Origin of the sequence: Kribbella sp. NPDC050124 (assembly GCF_044460355.1) — a bacterium.
Taxonomy (GTDB): domain Bacteria; phylum Actinomycetota; class Actinomycetes; order Propionibacteriales; family Kribbellaceae; genus Kribbella.
The window spans coordinates 209814-227896 of record NZ_JBITJU010000004.1; the positions used below are offsets into that span (position 1 = coordinate 209814).

At 68.5% G+C, this 18083-nt stretch carries 18 protein-coding genes and 2 tRNA genes; 14 read left to right on the plus strand and 6 right to left on the minus strand.

The window, feature by feature from the left end; genetic code table 11:
• Positions 1-63: 63 nt before the first annotated feature.
• The 3 genes from ACIBL3_RS13270 (at position 64) to ACIBL3_RS13280 (ending at position 5644) form a co-directional block, all read left to right on the plus strand.
• Positions 64-3798: a S8 family serine peptidase gene (locus tag ACIBL3_RS13270; RefSeq protein WP_396353553.1), complete on the plus strand. Its 3735-nt coding sequence runs from the start codon at positions 64-66 to the stop codon at positions 3796-3798.
• Between the two features lie 119 nt (positions 3799-3917).
• Positions 3918-4457 (plus strand): RNA polymerase sigma factor, encoded by a 540-nt coding sequence (locus ACIBL3_RS13275; RefSeq protein WP_396353554.1) that lies wholly within the window; start codon positions 3918-3920, stop codon positions 4455-4457.
• Entirely contained in the window at positions 4454-5644 is a 1191-nt protein-coding gene (locus ACIBL3_RS13280; protein ID WP_396353555.1) for a hypothetical protein, read from the plus strand. Before ACIBL3_RS13275 ends, ACIBL3_RS13280 begins: the two co-directional genes overlap by 4 nt.
• Positions 5645-5697: 53 nt before the next feature.
• Here ACIBL3_RS13280 and ACIBL3_RS13285 read toward each other — a convergent pair whose 3' ends face one another.
• Complete coding sequence (locus tag ACIBL3_RS13285; protein ID WP_396353556.1) at positions 5698-6906, minus strand: TerC family protein; 1209 nt, start codon at positions 6904-6906, stop codon at positions 5698-5700.
• A 70-nt stretch (positions 6907-6976) separates the two neighbouring features.
• On the minus strand, positions 6977-7540 hold the full coding sequence (locus ACIBL3_RS13290; protein WP_396353557.1) for a helix-turn-helix domain-containing protein: 564 nt from the start codon (positions 7538-7540) through the stop codon (positions 6977-6979).
• Positions 7541-7579: 39 nt separating this feature from the next.
• Between ACIBL3_RS13290 and ACIBL3_RS13295 the strand changes: the two genes are divergently transcribed.
• A complete protein-coding gene (locus tag ACIBL3_RS13295; RefSeq protein ID WP_396353558.1) occupies positions 7580-8104 on the plus strand; it encodes a GNAT family N-acetyltransferase in 525 nt (174 codons plus the stop codon).
• Here the strand turns inward: ACIBL3_RS13295 and ACIBL3_RS13300 are convergent.
• Positions 8101-8637 (minus strand): M15 family metallopeptidase, encoded by a 537-nt coding sequence (locus ACIBL3_RS13300; protein WP_396353559.1) that lies wholly within the window; start codon positions 8635-8637, stop codon positions 8101-8103. The two genes, ACIBL3_RS13295 and ACIBL3_RS13300, sit on opposite strands and share 4 nt — an antisense overlap.
• A gap of 173 nt (positions 8638-8810) precedes the next feature.
• On the opposite strand from ACIBL3_RS13300, the gene ACIBL3_RS13305 reads away from it, so the two are divergent.
• Entirely contained in the window at positions 8811-9632 is an 822-nt protein-coding gene (locus tag ACIBL3_RS13305; protein WP_396353560.1) for an alpha/beta fold hydrolase, read from the plus strand.
• Here the strand turns inward: ACIBL3_RS13305 and ACIBL3_RS13310 are convergent.
• Positions 9622-10506, minus strand: a complete 885-nt coding sequence (locus ACIBL3_RS13310) for a M23 family metallopeptidase (RefSeq protein ID WP_396353561.1) — start codon at positions 10504-10506, stop codon at positions 9622-9624. The genes ACIBL3_RS13305 and ACIBL3_RS13310 overlap by 11 nt on opposite strands.
• Before the next feature lie 349 nt (positions 10507-10855).
• On the opposite strand from ACIBL3_RS13310, the gene ACIBL3_RS13315 reads away from it, so the two are divergent.
• From ACIBL3_RS13315 to rpmG, 9 genes are all read left to right on the plus strand, one after another.
• The gene (locus ACIBL3_RS13315; protein ID WP_370452436.1) at positions 10856-10930 is read left to right on the plus strand and encodes a putative leader peptide; all 75 of its coding nucleotides are present in this window, start codon (positions 10856-10858) and stop codon (positions 10928-10930) included.
• A 208-nt stretch (positions 10931-11138) separates the two neighbouring features.
• Positions 11139-12977 (plus strand): FAD/NAD(P)-binding protein, encoded by a 1839-nt coding sequence (locus ACIBL3_RS13320; RefSeq protein ID WP_396353562.1) that lies wholly within the window; start codon positions 11139-11141, stop codon positions 12975-12977.
• Between the two features lie 36 nt (positions 12978-13013).
• On the plus strand, positions 13014-13604 hold the full coding sequence (locus tag ACIBL3_RS13325; protein ID WP_396353563.1) for an LLM class flavin-dependent oxidoreductase: 591 nt from the start codon (positions 13014-13016) through the stop codon (positions 13602-13604).
• On the plus strand, positions 13528-14106 hold the full coding sequence (locus ACIBL3_RS13330) for an LLM class flavin-dependent oxidoreductase (RefSeq protein ID WP_396353806.1): 579 nt from the start codon (positions 13528-13530) through the stop codon (positions 14104-14106). The genes ACIBL3_RS13325 and ACIBL3_RS13330 overlap by 77 nt, the downstream gene beginning before the upstream one ends.
• Complete coding sequence (locus ACIBL3_RS13335) at positions 14103-14879, plus strand: DUF1684 domain-containing protein (protein ID WP_396353564.1); 777 nt, start codon at positions 14103-14105, stop codon at positions 14877-14879. The genes ACIBL3_RS13330 and ACIBL3_RS13335 overlap by 4 nt, the downstream gene beginning before the upstream one ends.
• 60 nt (positions 14880-14939) lie before the next feature.
• Positions 14940-15884, plus strand: coding sequence for an NAD-dependent epimerase/dehydratase family protein (locus ACIBL3_RS13340; RefSeq protein ID WP_396353565.1), 945 nt, complete (start codon positions 14940-14942; stop codon positions 15882-15884).
• A 123-nt stretch (positions 15885-16007) separates the two neighbouring features.
• Positions 16008-16080 (plus strand) — tRNA-Thr (locus ACIBL3_RS13345).
• A gap of 50 nt (positions 16081-16130) precedes the next feature.
• Positions 16131-16204: transfer RNA gene (locus tag ACIBL3_RS13350), tRNA-Met, on the plus strand.
• A 66-nt stretch (positions 16205-16270) separates the two neighbouring features.
• Positions 16271-16438, plus strand: coding sequence for a 50S ribosomal protein L33 (gene rpmG / locus ACIBL3_RS13355; protein WP_360527563.1), 168 nt, complete (start codon positions 16271-16273; stop codon positions 16436-16438).
• A gap of 82 nt (positions 16439-16520) precedes the next feature.
• On the opposite strand, the gene ACIBL3_RS13360 is transcribed toward rpmG, so the two are convergent.
• Both ACIBL3_RS13360 and ACIBL3_RS13365 read right to left on the minus strand, forming a co-directional pair.
• Positions 16521-17165, minus strand: a complete 645-nt coding sequence (locus ACIBL3_RS13360; RefSeq protein WP_396353566.1) for an NYN domain-containing protein — start codon at positions 17163-17165, stop codon at positions 16521-16523.
• 169 nt (positions 17166-17334) lie between these two features.
• On the minus strand, positions 17335-18081 hold the full coding sequence (locus ACIBL3_RS13365) for a hypothetical protein (protein WP_396353567.1): 747 nt from the start codon (positions 18079-18081) through the stop codon (positions 17335-17337).
• Positions 18082-18083: the final 2 nt, after the last annotated feature.

Below are 18083 nucleotides of genomic sequence, written 5' to 3' on the forward strand. Positions count from 1 at the left end.
GCAGCGTTTTGTGGGGTGAGGCGTCTTTCTTGGTGTTGATGTCGACATCAAGGAGTCGTCTGCATGCGTTTGATCCGCCCGATTGCCTTGCTCACCGGCCTGGCGCTGCTGTTGCCCGCATCACCCGGCGCCGGCGCGGGGCCGGTCCTGGAGCCACTCGAACAACCCACCCGATCAACCAGTACGGCGACGGTCACGCTGATTACCGGTGATCGGGTCGAAGTCGAGAGCAGTCCTGGCCAGCCCGAGCGCGTCAGTTTTCGCGGTGGTGGTGGCACCACGGCGGCGGTCATCTCGCGGACCGCCGAGCACACCTATGTCATCCCGACGGACGTGATGAGCGAGGTCGCCATGGGCCGTCTGGACCGGGCCCTGTTCGACGTCAAAGGGCTCATCCGGCAGGGCTACGACGACGCCCACCGCGAGACGCTGCCGGTGATCGTCCAGTACGCCGGAGCCCCGGCAGCCGCGCGTACTCAGGCCAAGACGGACTCGTTCGCCGGCACCACGAAATCCCGGCTCCTCTCCTCGATCGGCGCCCGGGCAGCCCACGTGTCCAAAGGCCCCGCGTTCTGGCGCTCCATCAGCGCCCCGGCTCCCGGGACCAAGAGCCAACTGGTCGAGCCCCAGATCCGCACCATCCGGCTGGACCGCCGGATGAAGGCCGCCCTCGACCAGAACGTCGCCCAGATCGGTGCGCCCGCCTCTTGGCAGCGCGGGTTCACGGGTAAGGGCGTCAAGGTCGCCGTCCTGGACACCGGCATCGACAAGACCCACCCCGATCTCCAAGGCCGGGTTGGTGCCGAGGGCAACTTCTCCGACAGTCCCGACACCGTCGACCGCGTCGGCCACGGCACGCACGTCGCGAGCACGATTGCGGGAACAGGCGCCGCCTCCCAGGGCAAGTACCGCGGCGTCGCCCCGGACACGACCCTGCTCAACGGCAAGGTCCTTGACGACGAAGGCTTCGGTACCGAATCCGGCCTCATCGCCGGCATGGAATGGGCCATCGCCCAGGGTGCGAAGGTGGTCAACCTCAGCCTCGGCGGCGATCCCACCGACGGCACCGACGCAGTGGCGCAGGCGGTCAATACCCTCAGCCGGCAGACCGGCGCACTGTTTGTGGCCGCCGCTGGAAACTGCTTCGACACCACACCTGGCCAGGTCGGCTCGCCTGCCTCTGCCGACGCCGCGCTCGCCGTGGCCAATCTGACCCGAGACGGCGGCGTCAACGAGACTTCCTGCCGCGGACCGCGGCACCGGGACGGTTCGCTCAAGCCCGAGATCTCCGCACCGGGGACCGGGATCGTCGCCGCCCGTGCCGCCGGCACCAGTCTCGGCGAGCCGGTCGACGACAACTACACAGCGGCCAGCGGTACGTCGATGGCGACGCCGCACGTGGCCGGTACCGCAGCACTCCTGGCCCAGCAACACCCTGACTGGAACGGCGAACAGCTCCGCAACCACCTCATCGCCACCGCCGACCCACAGACCGGCAGTAAGGTTCTCGACCAGGGTGCCGGTCGCGTCGACGCCGACCAGGTCACCGAGAGCACCCTGACCCTCGATACTCCGGAGCTGGACTACGGCTTCCTCTCCTGGCCACGCCCGAATCCGGCCCCGGTCACCAAGAAGCTCACCTACCGCAACACCGGCACCACTGCGATCTCCCTGAAGCTGGAGAGCAGAGCCGACGAGGGCAGCGCCCCGGTCCGGATCAGCGCCACCGACCTCCTAGTACCGGCCGGTGGTCAGGCGAGTGTCGACGTCACGGCCGAGTTCGGCGGAGCCAGCGGCTCGCACAGCGGGCGGGTAGTCGCCAGCCCGGCCAACGGCGGCGACCCGCTGATCAGCACCTACGGCTGGTACCTGGAACCGGAGATGTACGACGTCACCGTCACCGCGACCGGCCTCGACGGCAGGCCGACAGACTCGTACGTCCTGGTCGGGCGTCGAGGCGACGACTTCTCCGACATTTTCGACCTCCCAAACGGTAGGGGGACCTTCCGGCTGCCGGCCGGGAGCTATGCGATGTCCACGACAATCGTCCAAGCCGCCACCGACACCACGAGCGACATCGCCACACTGGCCGCGGAATCAAACGTCACCCTGTCCAGCGACCGCACCGTGGCACTGGACGCTCGCAAGGCCAAGCCGGTCCGGATCGAGGTCAAGGACACGCCGGGGCTGCGTCCGCACAATGTGGACATGGTCCTGACCATCAAGGATGCCAAGGGCAATTACCTCGGCCGGGATGGCTTCACTGCGCAGGGACAGTCGTGGGAGCTGCGGGCGACGCCGACGACAATGCCGACGACGGACCGGTCCACGTTCGCCGTCGGCGCTCCACTCGAGGCGCCGCCCTATCAGGTCCGCGTCGCCGCCACCGGTGACGAGGTTGCCGTCAGCGACTTTCTCTACGCGCCACGATTCTCCGGCACGAAGACGCTCGTACCGGTTGATGCCGGCACCGCCGCCGCGGGCGACCTGACCGGTGACCGAGTCAAGGGCAAGCTCGCGCTGGTGCGGCAATCGGTCGGTGCTGAGGCACAGCAGGCGCTCGCCGCCGAGCAATCTGGTGCCGCGGCGGTGATGTTCTTCAATCCGGAGCGGCCCGGTTTGGCCCGCGCGACCTTCCCGCTGCCGGCCGGAGTGACGATCCCAGTGCTCGCCACGGACCGGGTCACGGCCCAGCGGGTTCTCGAACATGCCGAGGCGCTGCGGATCACCGGTGTCGCGTTCGCGTCGTCCGTCTACCAGACTGCCGCGATCTGGCCGGGCCGGATCCCCGCCGATCCGTCCGTACGCAAGGCGCTCTCGGACTTCGCCGCCGTACAGGAAGACTTCGGCGCACAGACCGGTGACGGGAGGTTGCTCTCGAAGCGCATCGGCTACCGCGCGGACCAACTCGAGGGTGCCGTCGGCGAGAGCTGGGATCGGTTGCTCCCGGCACCCGGACGGCACACCACCTACCTGACCGGTGCGCTGACCTGGGTTCACAAGATCATTGCGACCGACCGGAAGTTCACGGGTGGTGCCCGCTGGTTCGGTGAACCGCGGCTCTACCAGGCCGGGGAACAACTGAAGGAGCGGTGGTTCGCACCGGTCGCGACCTCCGCCCTGCCTCGGCATCTGCCCGAGCAGATCCACGGCACCTCCTTCGTCGGCTGGGAGGGCGACATGCTGACCGTCGCGATCCCGCCGTTCGCCCACGGGGCGTCCCGCATCGAGGAGTGGCCGTACTCCGTCGGGGGACTCGTCGGCACCTACGACCTCGTCGTACGGCGCAACGGTTCCGAGATCGGCAGGTCCGACCAGCCGGCGTGGGCGTTCTTCGACGTCCCGACGGATGCGGCGGACTACCAGATCACGCTCGATGCCCAGCGGCAGGAAACCTGGTGGCAGTACTCCACCCGAGTCACCTCGGACTGGATCTTCCGTTCCCGCGGCGGCAATCCCGAATTCATGCCCCTGATCGTCGCCGACCTCGACGTGCCGGGCGCAGACCAGCGCAGCCAGGTCAAGGTGGGGCAGCCGACCCGCATCGATCTCGGTCTGCGCCACCAGACCCGGAGCCAAGGTTCCCGGTTCACGAAGGCCAAACTGGAGTTGTCGTACGACGGGAAGACCTGGGGCGAGCTCCCACTCCGTGCCGGGTCCAACAGCACCTACTCGGCCACAGTCACCCACCCGGCCGAACGAGCCGGCCAGGCTGTGCATCTCCGCCTCGAAGTAGCCGACACAAACGGCGGCCGCCTCACTCAACAGGTGACGCGTGCTTACGGGCTGACCAAGTAGCAAGACCCCATCGCCCGGGTGACGGCGTGCAGCCCCGGCTGCACGCCGTCACTGTCGGTCACCGGTGAACCCGGCCTGGTGATACACAGCGTTTCGGACTCTGGCGCGTCTCTAAGGGTGTGACGAATCTAGTGGTGAGCATCCGGCATCCGCACCGGGCTGCGGCCGCCGACGACGCGCGGACGGCCGTGTCCGAGCTCTACGGCCGGCACTGGCGCGGTCTCGTGCGCCTGGCGGTCCTGGTGATCGATGACAGACAGACAGCCGAAGACATAGTCCAGGAGGCGTTCTCCCAGCTCTACCGGCGGTGGCCACTGAAGGACTCCGACAAGGCCCTCGTGTACCTGCGGACGAGTGTGCTCAACGCGAGCCGCTCGTCCCTGCGGCGACGTAAGGTCTCGCGGCTCTACACTCCGCCGCATCAAGCGCCGCACGACTCCGCCGAGAGCACCGCCGTACTGAACGAGGAACGTCTCGAGGTGCAACGGGCGCTCCAGTCGCTGCCTACCCGGGCGCGCGAGGTCCTCGTACTGCGCTACTACCTCGACCTTCCGTTCGACGAGATCGCACAGATCCTCGGGATCAGCGCCTCCACCGCGCGGGCGACCGCGTCTCGCGGCCTGACGGCCCTGACCAAGAAGCTGAAGGAAGCCCGATGAACGACACCGAGAACCGCCTCCGCGACTACCTGCAGACCAAGGCCGACACGGTCCCGGACACGGCTCAGGGGCCGGGCCCGCAATTGGATGCCCCCAGCAAGCGTGGCTGGGTCCCGATCGCCTTGGCCGCCGCCGCCATCGGCGCCGTCCTGGTCCTGGCCGTCCCCTTCCTCACCCGCCTGACCGACGGGGAGCCCACTGTGGCCGGCTCTCCGGCCGCGCTGCCGACCGGCCCGGTCTCTGCCGGCGCTCCGCGGATCCCGTACGCCGTCACCGTCCACAACAACCCCGACAACCCGCTGGACACCTGGTGGGCCGTCATCCAGGACGGCAAGGAGAAGGTCGAGAATCCGGGCGTCAAGGGCGAGGTGCTGGCCCGGCTGGGCGGCGGCTGGCTGGTCATGACCGGCTACCCCGACCCGAAGACGTCCCAGGCCGCGATCGTCGACCCGAACGGCAACGTCACCCCACTCGGTCCGACCGGCGCCCACAGTCCCGTCATCTCTCCCGACGGTCGGCAGCTGGCCGTCGCGGCCTCGCCGTACGGCGCCAAGGAGAGCCGAGTGGTCGTGGTGAACGTTGACGGCGGCAACGAAACGGCCAGGCTCGACCTCTCGGTGCCGAGCATCAAGCTGATCGGCTGGAACAGGGACGGCATCTGGCTGACGCCGGAGTTGGGGGACTCCCGGCCGGTGTCCGTCTGGCAGCCCGGAGCGGGCCAGCCGCGTGAGGTCGAAGGGCTCGGCGGTGACCTGCAGGTGGTTCGGACCAGCGACGTGGTCGTTCAGCTGACCGCCAACGGCGGCGGCTACTGCGCCAAGGCAGTCACCCTCGGCACGAAGGGCCCCGAACTGAAGCGCGAGTACTGCTTCGAACCCGCCGAGTCGGACCAGGCCGCGGTGTACGTCGCCCTGTCACCGGACGGAAGGACGATGGTCCTCAGCACCCGGGTCGCCGTCGACATCCCCACCGGCAAGACCACCAACCTCGCAATCCCCGCCAGGTACAGCGGCTGGACCTGGAACAGCGCAGTCTTCGAAGACCCGGCAACCGTCATCGCGGTCACCGACACCCGAGGCGTCAAACCCCTGGACCAGAAGATGTTCCGCTGCAGCGTCACCACCGGCGAATGCAAAACCCTCCTGACCGCCAACCCCAACGAATCCCTCTCCCCGGTCCGCCCCTGACCAAGCCACACCTCTTGCAGCGGCGGCCAACCACCGGCTGCCGCTGCGCGGGGCTACAGGCTGGGACGGATTTCGTGTTCTGCGTGGGCGGCGGCGTGGGATTCGGCGGCTCGGCGGCAGAGGTCCATGAGGTCGGACTCGTTCTTGACTTGCTGGCGGGCTTCGGGGCCCAGGGCGATGATGTGGTCGCGGGCGGCCAGGAGGCGGACGAAGATGCGTTCGCGTTCGCCGGCGTCCATGGTGTACTCGGCGTCCAGGTAGGCGGCGGCGTCGCGGCGGATGTGGGCCATGGCCGTCTGGGTTCGGCCGCGGGTGCTGAGCAGGGAAGCCAGGACGGTGGTCACCAGCACGACCAGGATGACCACGAGCGACAGGCCGGTGCTGATCTCGGCCACGTCGACGTGTTCGCCGCCGTTCACGAACGGCAGGTTGTTCTCGTGCAGCGCGTGCAGGATCAGCTTGGCGCCGATGAAGGCGAGGATCGCGGCCAGGCCGAAGGACAGGTAGATCAGCCGGTCCAGCAGGCCGTCGAGCAGGAAGTAGAGCTGGCGGAGGCCGAGCAGGCTGAACGCGGTCGCGGTGAACACGATGAACACGTTCTGGGTCAGCCCGAAGATCGCCGGGATCGAGTCCAGGGCGAACATCAGGTCGGTGCCACCGATCGCGGCCATCACCAGCACCATCGGCGTCATCAGCCGGCGGCCGTCGATCGTGGTGAAGAGCCGGTCGCCGTCGAAGTCGTCGCTGGTGCGGAAGAACCGCCGGGCCAGCCGGACCACGATGTTCTGCGCCGAGTGCGACTCCTCGGTCTCGGGTTTCAGCATGTTTCCCGCGGTCACCAGCAGGGCGATCCCGAACAGGTAGAACACCCAGGAGAACGTGTTCAGCAGCGCGGAGCCGAGGAAGATGAACCCGGCCCGGGCGATCAGCGAGAAGACGATGCCGAACAGCAGCACCTTCTGCTGGTTCTCCCGCGGCACCCGGAAGCTGGTCATGATGATCAGGAACACGAACAGGTTGTCGACCGACAGCGCCTTCTCGGTGATGTACCCGGCGAAGTACTCCGAGCCCATCGCCGTACCGCCGAAAACGAGGCAGCCAAGGCCGAACAGCACCGCGATCCCGACGTACACCGCGGACCAGACCGCCGCCTCGCGCAGCGTCGGCACGTGCGCGGAGCGGACGTGGAAGAAGTAGTCGAACGCGAGCAGCGCCAGGATCGCGGCCAGCGTCAGGACCCAGACCAGCGGTGACACGGACATCGTTCCTCCGTACGGCGCGGGGCAATTGGGGTCAGCCAATCACGCCGGACCCGCCCGTGTCCTTCGGCAACTACGAACGGCCCTTGACCAGCGCGACCAGGTAGCGGCAGGGTGTGCCGGCCGGGTTGTGGAACGTGGTGGCCGACGGCGGGCCGAGTTGGAGGCAGTCGCCGGTGCGCAGGTCGTGGACGACCGGGCCCTCCTGGAAGCGCAGTTGGCCGTCGAGGATCCACAGTTGCTGGTACTTGAAGATGTAGGCGTCGGCCGGATACGAGACCGAGGCGCCGGGTGGGAGCTCGACCTCGACGAGTTCCAGCGGGCCGTCGGTGACCGGCGAGACCGCGCGTCGTTGGTAGCCGGTCGCCGGGTCGGTCCACACCGGCTGGTCGCCCTGGCGGCGGAGGAGGTCGCCGGTCGTCTCGGCGCGGGCGACCAGCTCGGACAGGGTCATCCCGAGGGCGCCGGACAGCCGGCCGAGCAGGACCGCGGTCGGCTGCGCCTCACCGCGCTCGATCTTGCCGATCATCGCCCGGGACACCCCGGAACGCTCGGCCAGCGCGTTCACGGACAGGTCCTGCGCGACCCGGGCGGCCTGCACGGTCGCGGCGAGCGAGGCGGACAGTTGATCCAACATGGTTGCCACTATAGCGGCACCTGTGGCTACTATCGTGGCATGGCAAAAGTCAGAGACGCTTCTCCGCTGGACGGCGAGGCCTGCGCGGCGATCTACGCGCCGTACGTCACCGACACCGCGATCACCTTCGAGATCGAGCCGCCGACCGCGGCCGAGATGGCTCAGCGGATCGCCGACGCCCAGACCACGCATGCCTGGCTGGTGCTCGAGGACGACGACGGCCGGGTGGTCGGCTACGCGTATGCGGGCCAGATGAAGCCGCGAGCGGCGTACCGCTGGTCCTGCGAGGTGAGCGTCTACCTCGAGCTCGGCAGGCGCCGGACCGGTGGCGGGCGGGCTCTGTACGAGGCGTTGTTCGAGCGGCTGGCCGAGCGTGGCTTCCGTACGGCGATCGCCGGTATGACGCTCCCGAACGACGCCAGCGTGGGTCTGCACACCGCGCTCGGCTTCGAGGAGATCGGCACCTATCGCAGGATCGGGTGGAAGCTCGACGCCTGGCACGACGTGCACTGGCGGCAGCGACCGCTCGCCGTACTGCCGGACCCGCCGGAGGAGACGCGTTAGCCCATCGGCGGGCACTTGTCGCCGGGCGTGGTGACCAGCTCGAAGTGCCAGATCTCGTGGGACAGCGTCTGGCACAGGCCGAACCGGGCGCCCTTGCGGATCAGCCAGTAGTCCGCGGCCGTCGGGCCGATGTCGACCGCGTCGCCGGTCACGTGGTGCGAGTCCTCAGGCGTGGCGACGTACTCGAGCGCCTTCTTCTTGCTGCCGTACTTGGCGATCGCGCGGGTGAGCAGTTCCTCCTGGTACTTCTTGCTTCGCCAGCCCGTGTTCACGTGCATGGTGATGCCGTCTTGCCGCATCGCCGTCTCGGCTTTCTGGACGGCGTTCAGCAACTCCGGGTCGAGCTTGGAGATGCCGGGCAGGTCGGTGTCGAAGGCCGAGGTCTTGTCCGGGAGTACGCCGTCAGCCGCGCCGGCCGGCCCGGTCGCCGCTGCCGACGAAGGCGGCTCGCTCTGGGCGTCGACCGACGTACAGGCCGCGACGGCGAACGTGGCCGTCGCGGCCGCGATTGCCAGGGTGCACCGTTTGAGCATGGCAACAGTTCATCCGGGTGCGTGTTGCCGGACCGTCTGCGTTTGCGCATACGTTTTCGATAGGTCCTGGCCCGCAGCGGACCGGACGCAGGACAAGTACTCGTTCCCCGAGGGCGAAGGCGTGCCAGACCGTGACGATCCGGTCGACGGGCAAGCGGTGCGAGGATCTGAGCATGCCTACGTATGTTGCGCCTGACGGGATCGAGCTGGTCTATCACCTGGTAGGGGAGGGGGAGCCGGTTGTTTGTGTGCCTGGCGGGATGTTGGGGAGTGCCTACCTGGGGGAGTTGGGTGGGCTCTCACAGCACCGGCAGTTGGTGATGGTGGATCTTCGGGGGACTGGCGAGTCCGGTGGGGGGAACTGGCGGTGCGATCAGTTGGTGGGGGATCTGGAGGCGTTGCGCGAGCACCTGGAGGTGGAACGGGTGACGCTGTTGGGGCATTCGGCGGGGGCGAGTTTGGTGACGCTGTACGCGGCGGCTTACCCGGAGCGGGTCGAGAAGTTGGTGTTGGCCACGCCGGGGACCCGGTCCTTGGGGATCGAGGTGACGGCGGAGCGGCGGCGGGCTGTGCTCGAGACGCGGAAGGGTGAGGACTGGTATCCCCAGGTGTCGGCGGCGTTCGAGGCGATTCAGACAGGCGAAGGCAGCGACTGGGCAGCGTTGAGTCCGATGGCGTACGCCCGGTGGGACGCCGAAGCGCAGGCGCAGCAGGAGCTGGAGGACGGGCTGGCCAACTACGAGGCGCTTGGCGTCTTCAACTCACCCGAGGCGTTCGACCCCGCGGCGACCAGGGCCGCCTTGAGCACCGTCGAAGCCCCGGCCTTGGTGGTGGCCGGGGCTCTCGACTGGGGTACTGACACTGTTGCGGCGGAGGAGTTCGCCGAGGCGTTCCCCAACGCGCAGTACGTCGTACTGCCTGGCGTCGCGCATCATCCGTGGCTGGACGACGCCGAGGCCTTCGTGACGACGGTGCTGCGGTTTGTCAGGGGTTGACGCCGTGGTCTCGGAGCCAGGGCTCGGGGTCGATTTGGGTTTCGCCGCCGCGGAGGACTTCGAAGTGGACGTGGGGGCCGGTGGTGTTGCCGGTCATGCCGATCGCGCCAACCTGTTCGCCGGCGGAGACCATGTCGCCGACGGAGACGTCGAACTCGGACATGTGGCTGTACGACGTGACCGTGCCGTCGGCGTGGCGGACCTTCACCTGGCGGCCGTAGGCGCCGGCGTACGCGGCCTGGATGACCTCGCCGGCCATCACCGAGCGGACCGGGGTGCCGATGGGGGCGGCGAAGTCGAGGCCGGTGTGGTCGCGGGCCCAGCGGCCGCCGGCCTGGCCGAAGTGGGCGGTCAGGTGGTAGCCGGTGGTCGGCAGGACGACCTTGTTGACGTTCGCCTTCGCGGCGGCCTTGGCCTTGGCGATCGCGGCCGCCTTCGCCGCGGCCAGCGCCCGGGCCTGAGCGGCGGCCTTCTGGGCGGCGGCCTTCTTGGCGGCGGCGAGCGCGGCGGCGCGGCGCTGCGTCAGGGTCGCGTTCGCGGCCAGGCGCGCGGCACGGGCCTGCGCCGCCTTCTCGGCAGCCGCCTTGCGGGTCGCCGCGAGGGACAGGTCGATCCGGGACGCGTCGCGCGACCCGAGGTCGCGCCGGTCGATCCGGGCCGCGGTCAGAGCGTCGGCCTGTGCGGGGCTCAGGCCGGTGCTCGCCGTCGACGGTCCGGAAGCGGAGGAGCTGACGCCGACCGCGGTGGTGCCGGCGGCGGCAGCCAGCGCGGCGGTGATGCCGATCAGTTGGGTACGGCGGTTGCTACTTCGGCGCTTCAGGCGATGTTTGGCGACCCGGCGCGGGGCAGCCGGGACGTCATGCTGAGGAGACACGGGGGAGGGCCTTCCGGGAGGGGCTACCGCTGCGAGGGGTACAGCGGCCCAACGACCATAACGAGGAGGTCACGGGCCTCTCAAACGCCGATTGCGCTCAGATCAACAAAATCGCACACATACGGTGAAGGCGTCCTGCCCCCGTGTAGACACTCAGGCGTGAATCCAACCCGCGGGTAGTTGAATCCACGCGTGACACAGATCACTCCGAAATTGGCGCGTCGCAGGCCTGCTGGACCGGTATAAGCCGTCCACATTATGAGAGGTTTGTCTACTTAGTTACTAACCTTTCACGGTCGACTCATACTGGAATCAGTCAGGGATTCAGGAGTCACTGAGGAGGATGCGAATGACGCGCGAACTGCCGTACTACCGCCTCCACATCGACCTGCTCCGGGTCTCCAGCGCGCTCTGTCTGCGCTGACGAATCCGCTGGCTACAGCACATTCCGTACGACGACGTCCGGCCACCGGACGTCCGCCGCGCCGTGCCCGCATCCACGCCGCCCGAGCGCTGCCGAAGCCTGCCCACCGCCAGGGAGAACTCGTGTCGACTACGTCGCTCACCTCCGCCCTCCTGCAAGTAGTTGCCTGGAGCTACATCTGGACGTTCCGGTCGATCCCGTTGCCGGTATGACCGTGGCTGACCTGAACCCGTGGAAGCAGCCGCCGGCGACTGTGGTGTTCGTCGGCGGCGGCCCGCGGACAGTCGGACTGCTGGAGCGGTTCACGGCCAACGCGGACGAGCTGCTCGGCAGTCGCGAGATGCACATCCACGTCGTGGATCCGTATCCGGCCGGCGGCGGACGGATCTGGCGTCGGGAACAGTCACGGCTGCTCTGGATGAACTCGATGACCTCGGACGTCACGATCTTCACCGACGAGTCGGTCGAGTGCGAAGGCCCGATCACGCCCGGCCCGGACCTCGCCACCTGGGTCGCCGGCGAGGGCGCCGTACGACTGGAGAAGGCTGGGCTGGACCTGCCCGGGCCGATGGACTTCCCGCCGCGACTGGTCCAGGCCGAATACCTCGCGTGGGTCTGGGAGCGTGTGCTCCGCGACCTTCCCGCGCCCGTCACCACTCATCTCGAACGGGCCGTCGAAGTGACCGACGACCGCGTGGTGCTTGCCTCAGGCAAGGAAATCGCGGCCGACGTCGTGGTCCTCGCCCTCGGCTACCTCGACCGGCTCCCGACGCCGGCCGAGGCCGCCTGGGCGACCGACGCGGCCGCGGCCGGCCTGACGTACATCCCACCCGGCTACACCGCCGACGTCGACCTGAGCGACCTGCGACCCGGCGAGGACGTGATCGTCCGCGGCTTCGGCCAGGCGTTCGTCGACCTGATGGTGCTGCTCACCGAAGGACGTGGCGGCTGGTACGACGCGTGCGACGGCCTGCTCAGTTACCGGCCCTGCGGCGACGAGCCGATCCTGTACGTCGGTTCGCGCCGAGGCGTGCCGTATCACGCGAAACTCGGGTACACCGTGGCCGGGACGAAGCCGGTGCCGACCCGCTACCTGACCAAGGCTGCGCTCGACGAACTCGGCGACGGGCTACTCGACTTCACCACCCAGGTGAGTCCGTTGATCGAGAAGGAGCTCACGTTCGCCCACTACCAGCAGCTGTTCACAGCGCATCCGGAGCGAACCCGGTGGTCCTGGCAGGACTTCGCCGAGGTCCTGGACCGGTGGTCGCCGTCGGAGTTCGAGGCCGCGGTGGCGGACGCCGTACCGGATCCTGCAGATCGGTTTGTGCGGGCGGAAGTGGATCGGCCATTGGCCGGGCGGTTCTTCGAGGATCGGGAGCGGTTCGAGGAGTTCCTCACCGGGCTGATCGAGACCGATCTGCTGCGTCGAGCGGATCCGGAGTACTCCGCGGATCTTGCGGTCTTCAACGCACTGCTGAGCGTCTACGGCGTGCTGTCGGTGGCGATCACCGAGGGACGGCTGTCCGACGAGGACCGGGTTCGGCACGTGGAGACCGAGTGGCACGGGTTCTTCTCGTTCGTGGCCAGCGGACCGCCGCCGCGCCGGTTGAAGAGCTGCTCGCACTGCATCGGGCCGGCATCGTCCGGTTCGCCGGCCCCGACCTTGACGTTGCCATTGACAACGATCAGTTCGTGGCCCGGAGCTCTGGCGTACCAGGGGAGGTGCGGGCCCGGGCGTTCGTCGAAGCCCGGTTGCCGCGTCCCGACGTACTCGCCGCCACCGACCCGTTGCTGCGCGGATCGCCGGCCTCCGGCGTCCTCGCCGCCGACGAACTGGTCGCCGCGGACGGGACGAGTCTCGGCGGCGGTCAGCTCAAGGCGGACTCGCAGTGCCGCGCGATTCGGGCCGACGGGACCGTGCACCCGGCGTTGTTCCTGCTCGGGCCGTCGGTGTCCGGCTCGGCCGGGTCGTCGGGGTTCTCCCGGCCGCACTTCAACGGCGCCGGGTTCCGGCAGAACGACGCGGTCGCCCGGCACCTGCTGACACTTCTCGCACCCACCGCACGGAAGGAAGAACGTCATGCCAGTTGAGTTCCTGGGCATCGCCGGAACCAACCCGGCCAGCGAGGTCACGCCGCGCACCGGCGGCCCGCTGGACCTGGACTACACCTCCAAGCTCGCCCGTGCGCACGAGGACAACGGGTGGGACCGGATCCTGTTCGCCTACCACTCCGGTTCGCCCGACCCTGCCCAGGTCGCGGCGTACGTCGCGGGCCGCACCGAGCGGATCAACCTCGTGGTGGCGCACCGGCCGAACGTCGCCTACCCGACCCTGACCGCGAAGACCTTCGCCACTCTCGACCACATCAGCGGCGGGCGCTTCGAGGTGCACGTGATCACCGGCGGCTCGACCGCGGATCAGACCGCCGAGGGTGACTTCCTGGCCAAGGACGACCGGTACGGGCGAACCCGCGAGTTCATCCAGATCCTCAAGCAGGCCTGGACCTCGGACGGGCGCTTCGACTTCGACGAAAAACTACCGGTTCGAGCAGTTCCTGGCCGACATCAAGCCGCTGCAGCAACCGCGACCGCGGATCTCGTTCGGTGGCTCGTCGGCTGCGGCGTACGCGGTGGGTGCGGCCGAGGCGGACATCTTCGCGCTCTGGGGTGAGCCGCTGGCCGGGACCCGGGACCAATTGGCGACCATCGACGCCGAAGCCGCCAAGGCCGGGCGGACCGACCGGCCGACGATCCAGATCGCCTTCCGGCCGATCATCGCGCCGACCGAGGAACTGGCCTGGCAGAAGGCGGACAGCATCCTCGGCCGGATCAAGAGCGTTGAGGCCGGCCGCGTCCGCTCGAGGAATCCGGAGAACGCCGGATCGCAGCGGTTGTTGAAGGCCGTCGAGGCCGGTGAGCGGCACGACCGGGCGCTCTGGACCGCGCCGACCGGGCTGACCGGTGGCGGCGGCAACTCCACCGCGCTGGTCGGTACGCCGGACACGGTGGCCGCGGCGTTGCTCGACTACTACGCCCTCGGAATCCGGATCTTCTCCGCCCGCGGCTACGACATCTACGACGACGCGATCGACTTCGGCCGGCAGGTGATCCCGCTGGTCCGGTCCGAGGTTGCGCACCACGAGCAGACCACCCGGAAGGACCTGGCCTCATGAGCATCACCGACGCCAAGCAGGACTTCGAGACCTGGCACGCCGCCCGCGAACAGGACCTCGGCACCGCGTACGGCTGGCTGTCCATCGTCGCCTTCGACTGGCTGCCGACGACAGCGATCGCGCTCCAAGGTCTGCCGGGTAAGTGGTGGGCCGACGACGAGCGTGCGTACGTGCGGGCCGAAGGCGAGCTGACGCTGGGCGGCGAGCCGGTGCATGGCGAGACCTCGGCAAGCGTGGCCGAGGCCGGTTCACTGAGCTGGCTGCTGTACGGCGACCGCCTCGCCGAACTGGTGTTGCGGGGAGGCCGGTACGCCGTTCGCCAGCGAGACCCACGTGCATCGACGCGACGTGGGTTCAGCGGCGTCCCGACGTACCCGGTGACGCCGGACTGGGTGGTGACGGCGTACTACACGCCGTACTCGCAGCCGAGTCGGGTCGAGGTGTCCACGGCCCGGTCCGACCTGCGTCAGCATGTCACTGCGGTCGGCACGGTCCACGTGGCGCTCGGTGGGTCGGCGTACGAGTTGGTGGCGACCGCTGCCGGAGGCGGGCGGCTCGCACTGTCCTTCCATGACAAGACGAACGGGGAGGAGACGGCTCCCTGGCGCACGGTGACCACGGGGGCGGTCGAAAAGGACGGATCGGTGCTGATCGACTTCAACCGGACCATCAACCTGCCGTTCGCGTTCACGGCGTACGGGACCTGCCCGGCGCCGGTCCACGGAAACCGGCTCGGCCTGCCGGTCACCGCGGGGGAGAAGAAGGTGCGATGACCGTCTGCTGAGCGCAGACGGCCCTGTGCCGACGGGGTTCGGGTCGGTAGGACTGGGTGCATGCGAATCGCGATTCTCGGTGGGACCCGGTTCATCGGGCGGGCAGTGGTCGAACGGCTGGCGGCGGAGGGCCACGAGTTGCTGGTCGTGCATCGCGGGGAGCATGAGCCCGCGGGGCTGCCGGCGGTCGAGCATGCGCACGTCGATCGGCACGACGGGCCTGCGCTGGCTGCTGCGTTGACGCCGTTCGGGGTCGAGGGGCTGGTCGACATCTCCGGGATGAACGCTGCGGCGGCCGACGCGGCGCTGGACGCGGTCGGGGCGTCGGTGAAGTTGGTGGCGATCTCGAGTGGGGACGTGTACCGCGCGTACGACGGTCTGCACTCCGAGCGGACCACGGACGGGGTGCCGCTGACGGAGGAGTCGCCGCTGCGGGAACGCCGGTTCGTGGATGGGCCGCAGTACGAGAACCTCGAGCTGGAGGAGCGGTACCTGCCACGGGGCGCGACGGTGCTGCGGCTGGGGGCGGTGTACGGCGAGCACGACTACCAGCGGCGGTTCGAGTTCGTGCTGCGGCGGGTGCGGGCCGGGCGGAAGCGGATCCCGGTCGGGTCGGGGCAGTTCCTGTTCAGCCGGGTGTACGTCGGGGACGTGGCGACCGCGGTGTCGCTGGCGCTGTCGGGGGACCACCGTGGTACGGCGTTCAACGTGGTCGAGCCGGTGACCGCGCCGTACCGGCTGTTCGCGGAGCAGATCCTGGCGGCGGCCGGCGCCTCGGATGTCGAGCTGGTGACGGTTCGGGACGACCTGCTGCCCGAGGACCTGTCGCTGACGGGTGCACTGAGCCAGCACCTGCTGATGGACTCGTCGAAGGCTCACGCTGTGCTGGGGTGGGCGCCGGCTGACGTGTCTGCGAGCCTGCGTCGGTCGGTGCGGTGGCACCTGGCGAACCCGCCGTCCGACGGCTCGGACGACTTTTCGGCGGATGACGCCGTACTCGACTGAAAATTGGTCAGAAGCACTCCGCGGAGACGGTATGCTTTCCGGGTCGGACTGAGGGGTGCGCAGGGTCCAGCCGGCTCGATTTCACATCGAGGCTGCGGACCGTGTAATCTCTCTCCTCGGCCCGCCCCTTTAGCTCAGTCGGCAGAGCGTCTCCATGGTAAGGAGAAGGTCTACGGTTCGATTCCGTAAAGGGGCTCTGAGAACGACATCTCACCCGGTCCGCCGGGTGGGGTGACGGACTCACCCGGCGGGGTAGCTCAGGTGGTTAGAGCACACGGCTCATAATCGTGGTGTCGCGGGTTCGACTCCCGCCCCCGCTACCCACCATGCAGTAGTTCGAGAGTGCGATCACCCAAGTTGCGTACTCATGAGAAGAAGAGGCAGCAGTGGCCAAGGCAACCGACATCCGCCCGAAGATCACGCTGGCGTGCACCGTCTGCAAGGAACGCAACTACATCACCAAGAAGAACCGGCGCAACGACCCGGACCGTCTTGAGCTGAAGAAGTACTGCTTCCGCTGCAACGACCACACCGCCCACCGCGAAACCCGCTGACCTTCAGCTTTCTTGGCGAGGGCCGCTTCGGATCCCCGAGGCGGCCCTTTCGCTGTGCCCCGAAACGGCCGTCCCCGCCGCGTCAGATCCACTTGTCCGGTCGGCGTCGTTCCGTTCGGGTCCTGCCGTCCCAGATGACCTCAGGCAGCTGGGACCGCCGCAGGGCCGTCTCGTTGATGTTGAACGACCCGAGATCGGTGAAGCGCTTGTGCGGCTTGGGGTTGCCCGGCGGCATGGCGAGGATCACATGCTGCTCCGGCCGCACGGATTTCACGGCGCGGATCGCCGGCGCGAAATCCGAGTCGGCGCTGACCAGCAGGGTGATGTCCGCCAGCCGACAAGCTGCGTCCGCGACCATCGCGGCCGCCAGCGCGACATCAGTCTCCTTCTCCTCGTAGAACCGGACCTTGCGAGGGCACTCGCAGAGCCAGTCCTCCTTGCATCGCTTGCAGGGAGCGAGCTTCTTCGGCTTGAACCAGCCGACCTGCACGTCGAGCAACGTGCCGCAGTGCGCTCGCAGGGTCTCCAGATAGTGGTTCTGCCGGGAGGCTGCATCCGGCTCGCCCTTCACCAGCGCTGTGTAGTACCGGACACTGACGACCTCATCATCCGGCCGGAGCCGTCGGACCAGCTCGACGACATCCAGCCAGAGGTACTTACGGGCGAACTTGCTCTTCATGCCGTAGTACAGGTTGAAGCCGTCGATGTACGCGGCCACGGTTGCCATGGGCGGGTCCCCCGTCGATCGACCGTGTCACGAACACGGTCTGTGTTAGCCTTGAGACACTCGATGCCGGTTCGGCCGGCTGGAATGGCCCCCTTGCGAGGGGGCCGTTTTTTTGCGCCGGGAAGCTTGACTCGAGGCATCCAGTTATACCCGCTGCAACCGACAGATTTCACACCGTCAGGATTGGGCGGCCGGCTTGGTAGGCGGTTAGGCGGTCGTTACGGGGAGTTAGGCAGCAGGAGCCGCAGAGGGTGTTGGGGGCGGATTCGCTGGTGTAGTAGAGGCAGCAGGTGTTGCGGAGGTAGACGAGCTTCCCGGCCGCGATCTCCACGTCACCGAGGCGTGACAAACCGCCGGGAGCGTTCGCGACGAAGGTTTGCCAGCGGGCCTGGAGGTAGGTGGGGGAGACGGTCTCCTGCTCGCGGGTAGCGGCGCAGAAGCCCATCGCGCAGCCTGCGGCCACGCCGCCGTGGAGCTGGCGGAGGCCGGCCCGGGTACGGCGGTGTAGCTCAGCCGAGAGTGGTAGCAGGTGCTGCCGGAGCACCACGTCGTACAGGGTCTCGAGGCCGCCGGGGAGGTAGCGGGCGGAGCGGATGGCGACCGCGGCCAGGCCGTGGCCGTCGTGGGGGCGGACCCAGAGGTTGTGCGGGCGGATGTCGAGGACATGACCCTCCAGCGCCCACAGCAGCAGGGCTGTCGCGGGTGCGCGACCGGCGTAGAACGACATCAGGCTGAGCGCGTTCGCGTGGGCCGACCGGTGTCCGCTGGCGTCGTGGTCCCGCTTGAGCAGCTCGGTCAGCTCGGGGCTGTCCGGCTCCAGGATCCGGTCCGCCCGGAGCCATTCGGACCCGGCCGGCTCTCCGATCTCCAGCTGGTACCGGGGCGCGTACCTGGCCAGCGCTGTTACTGCCGTCACAT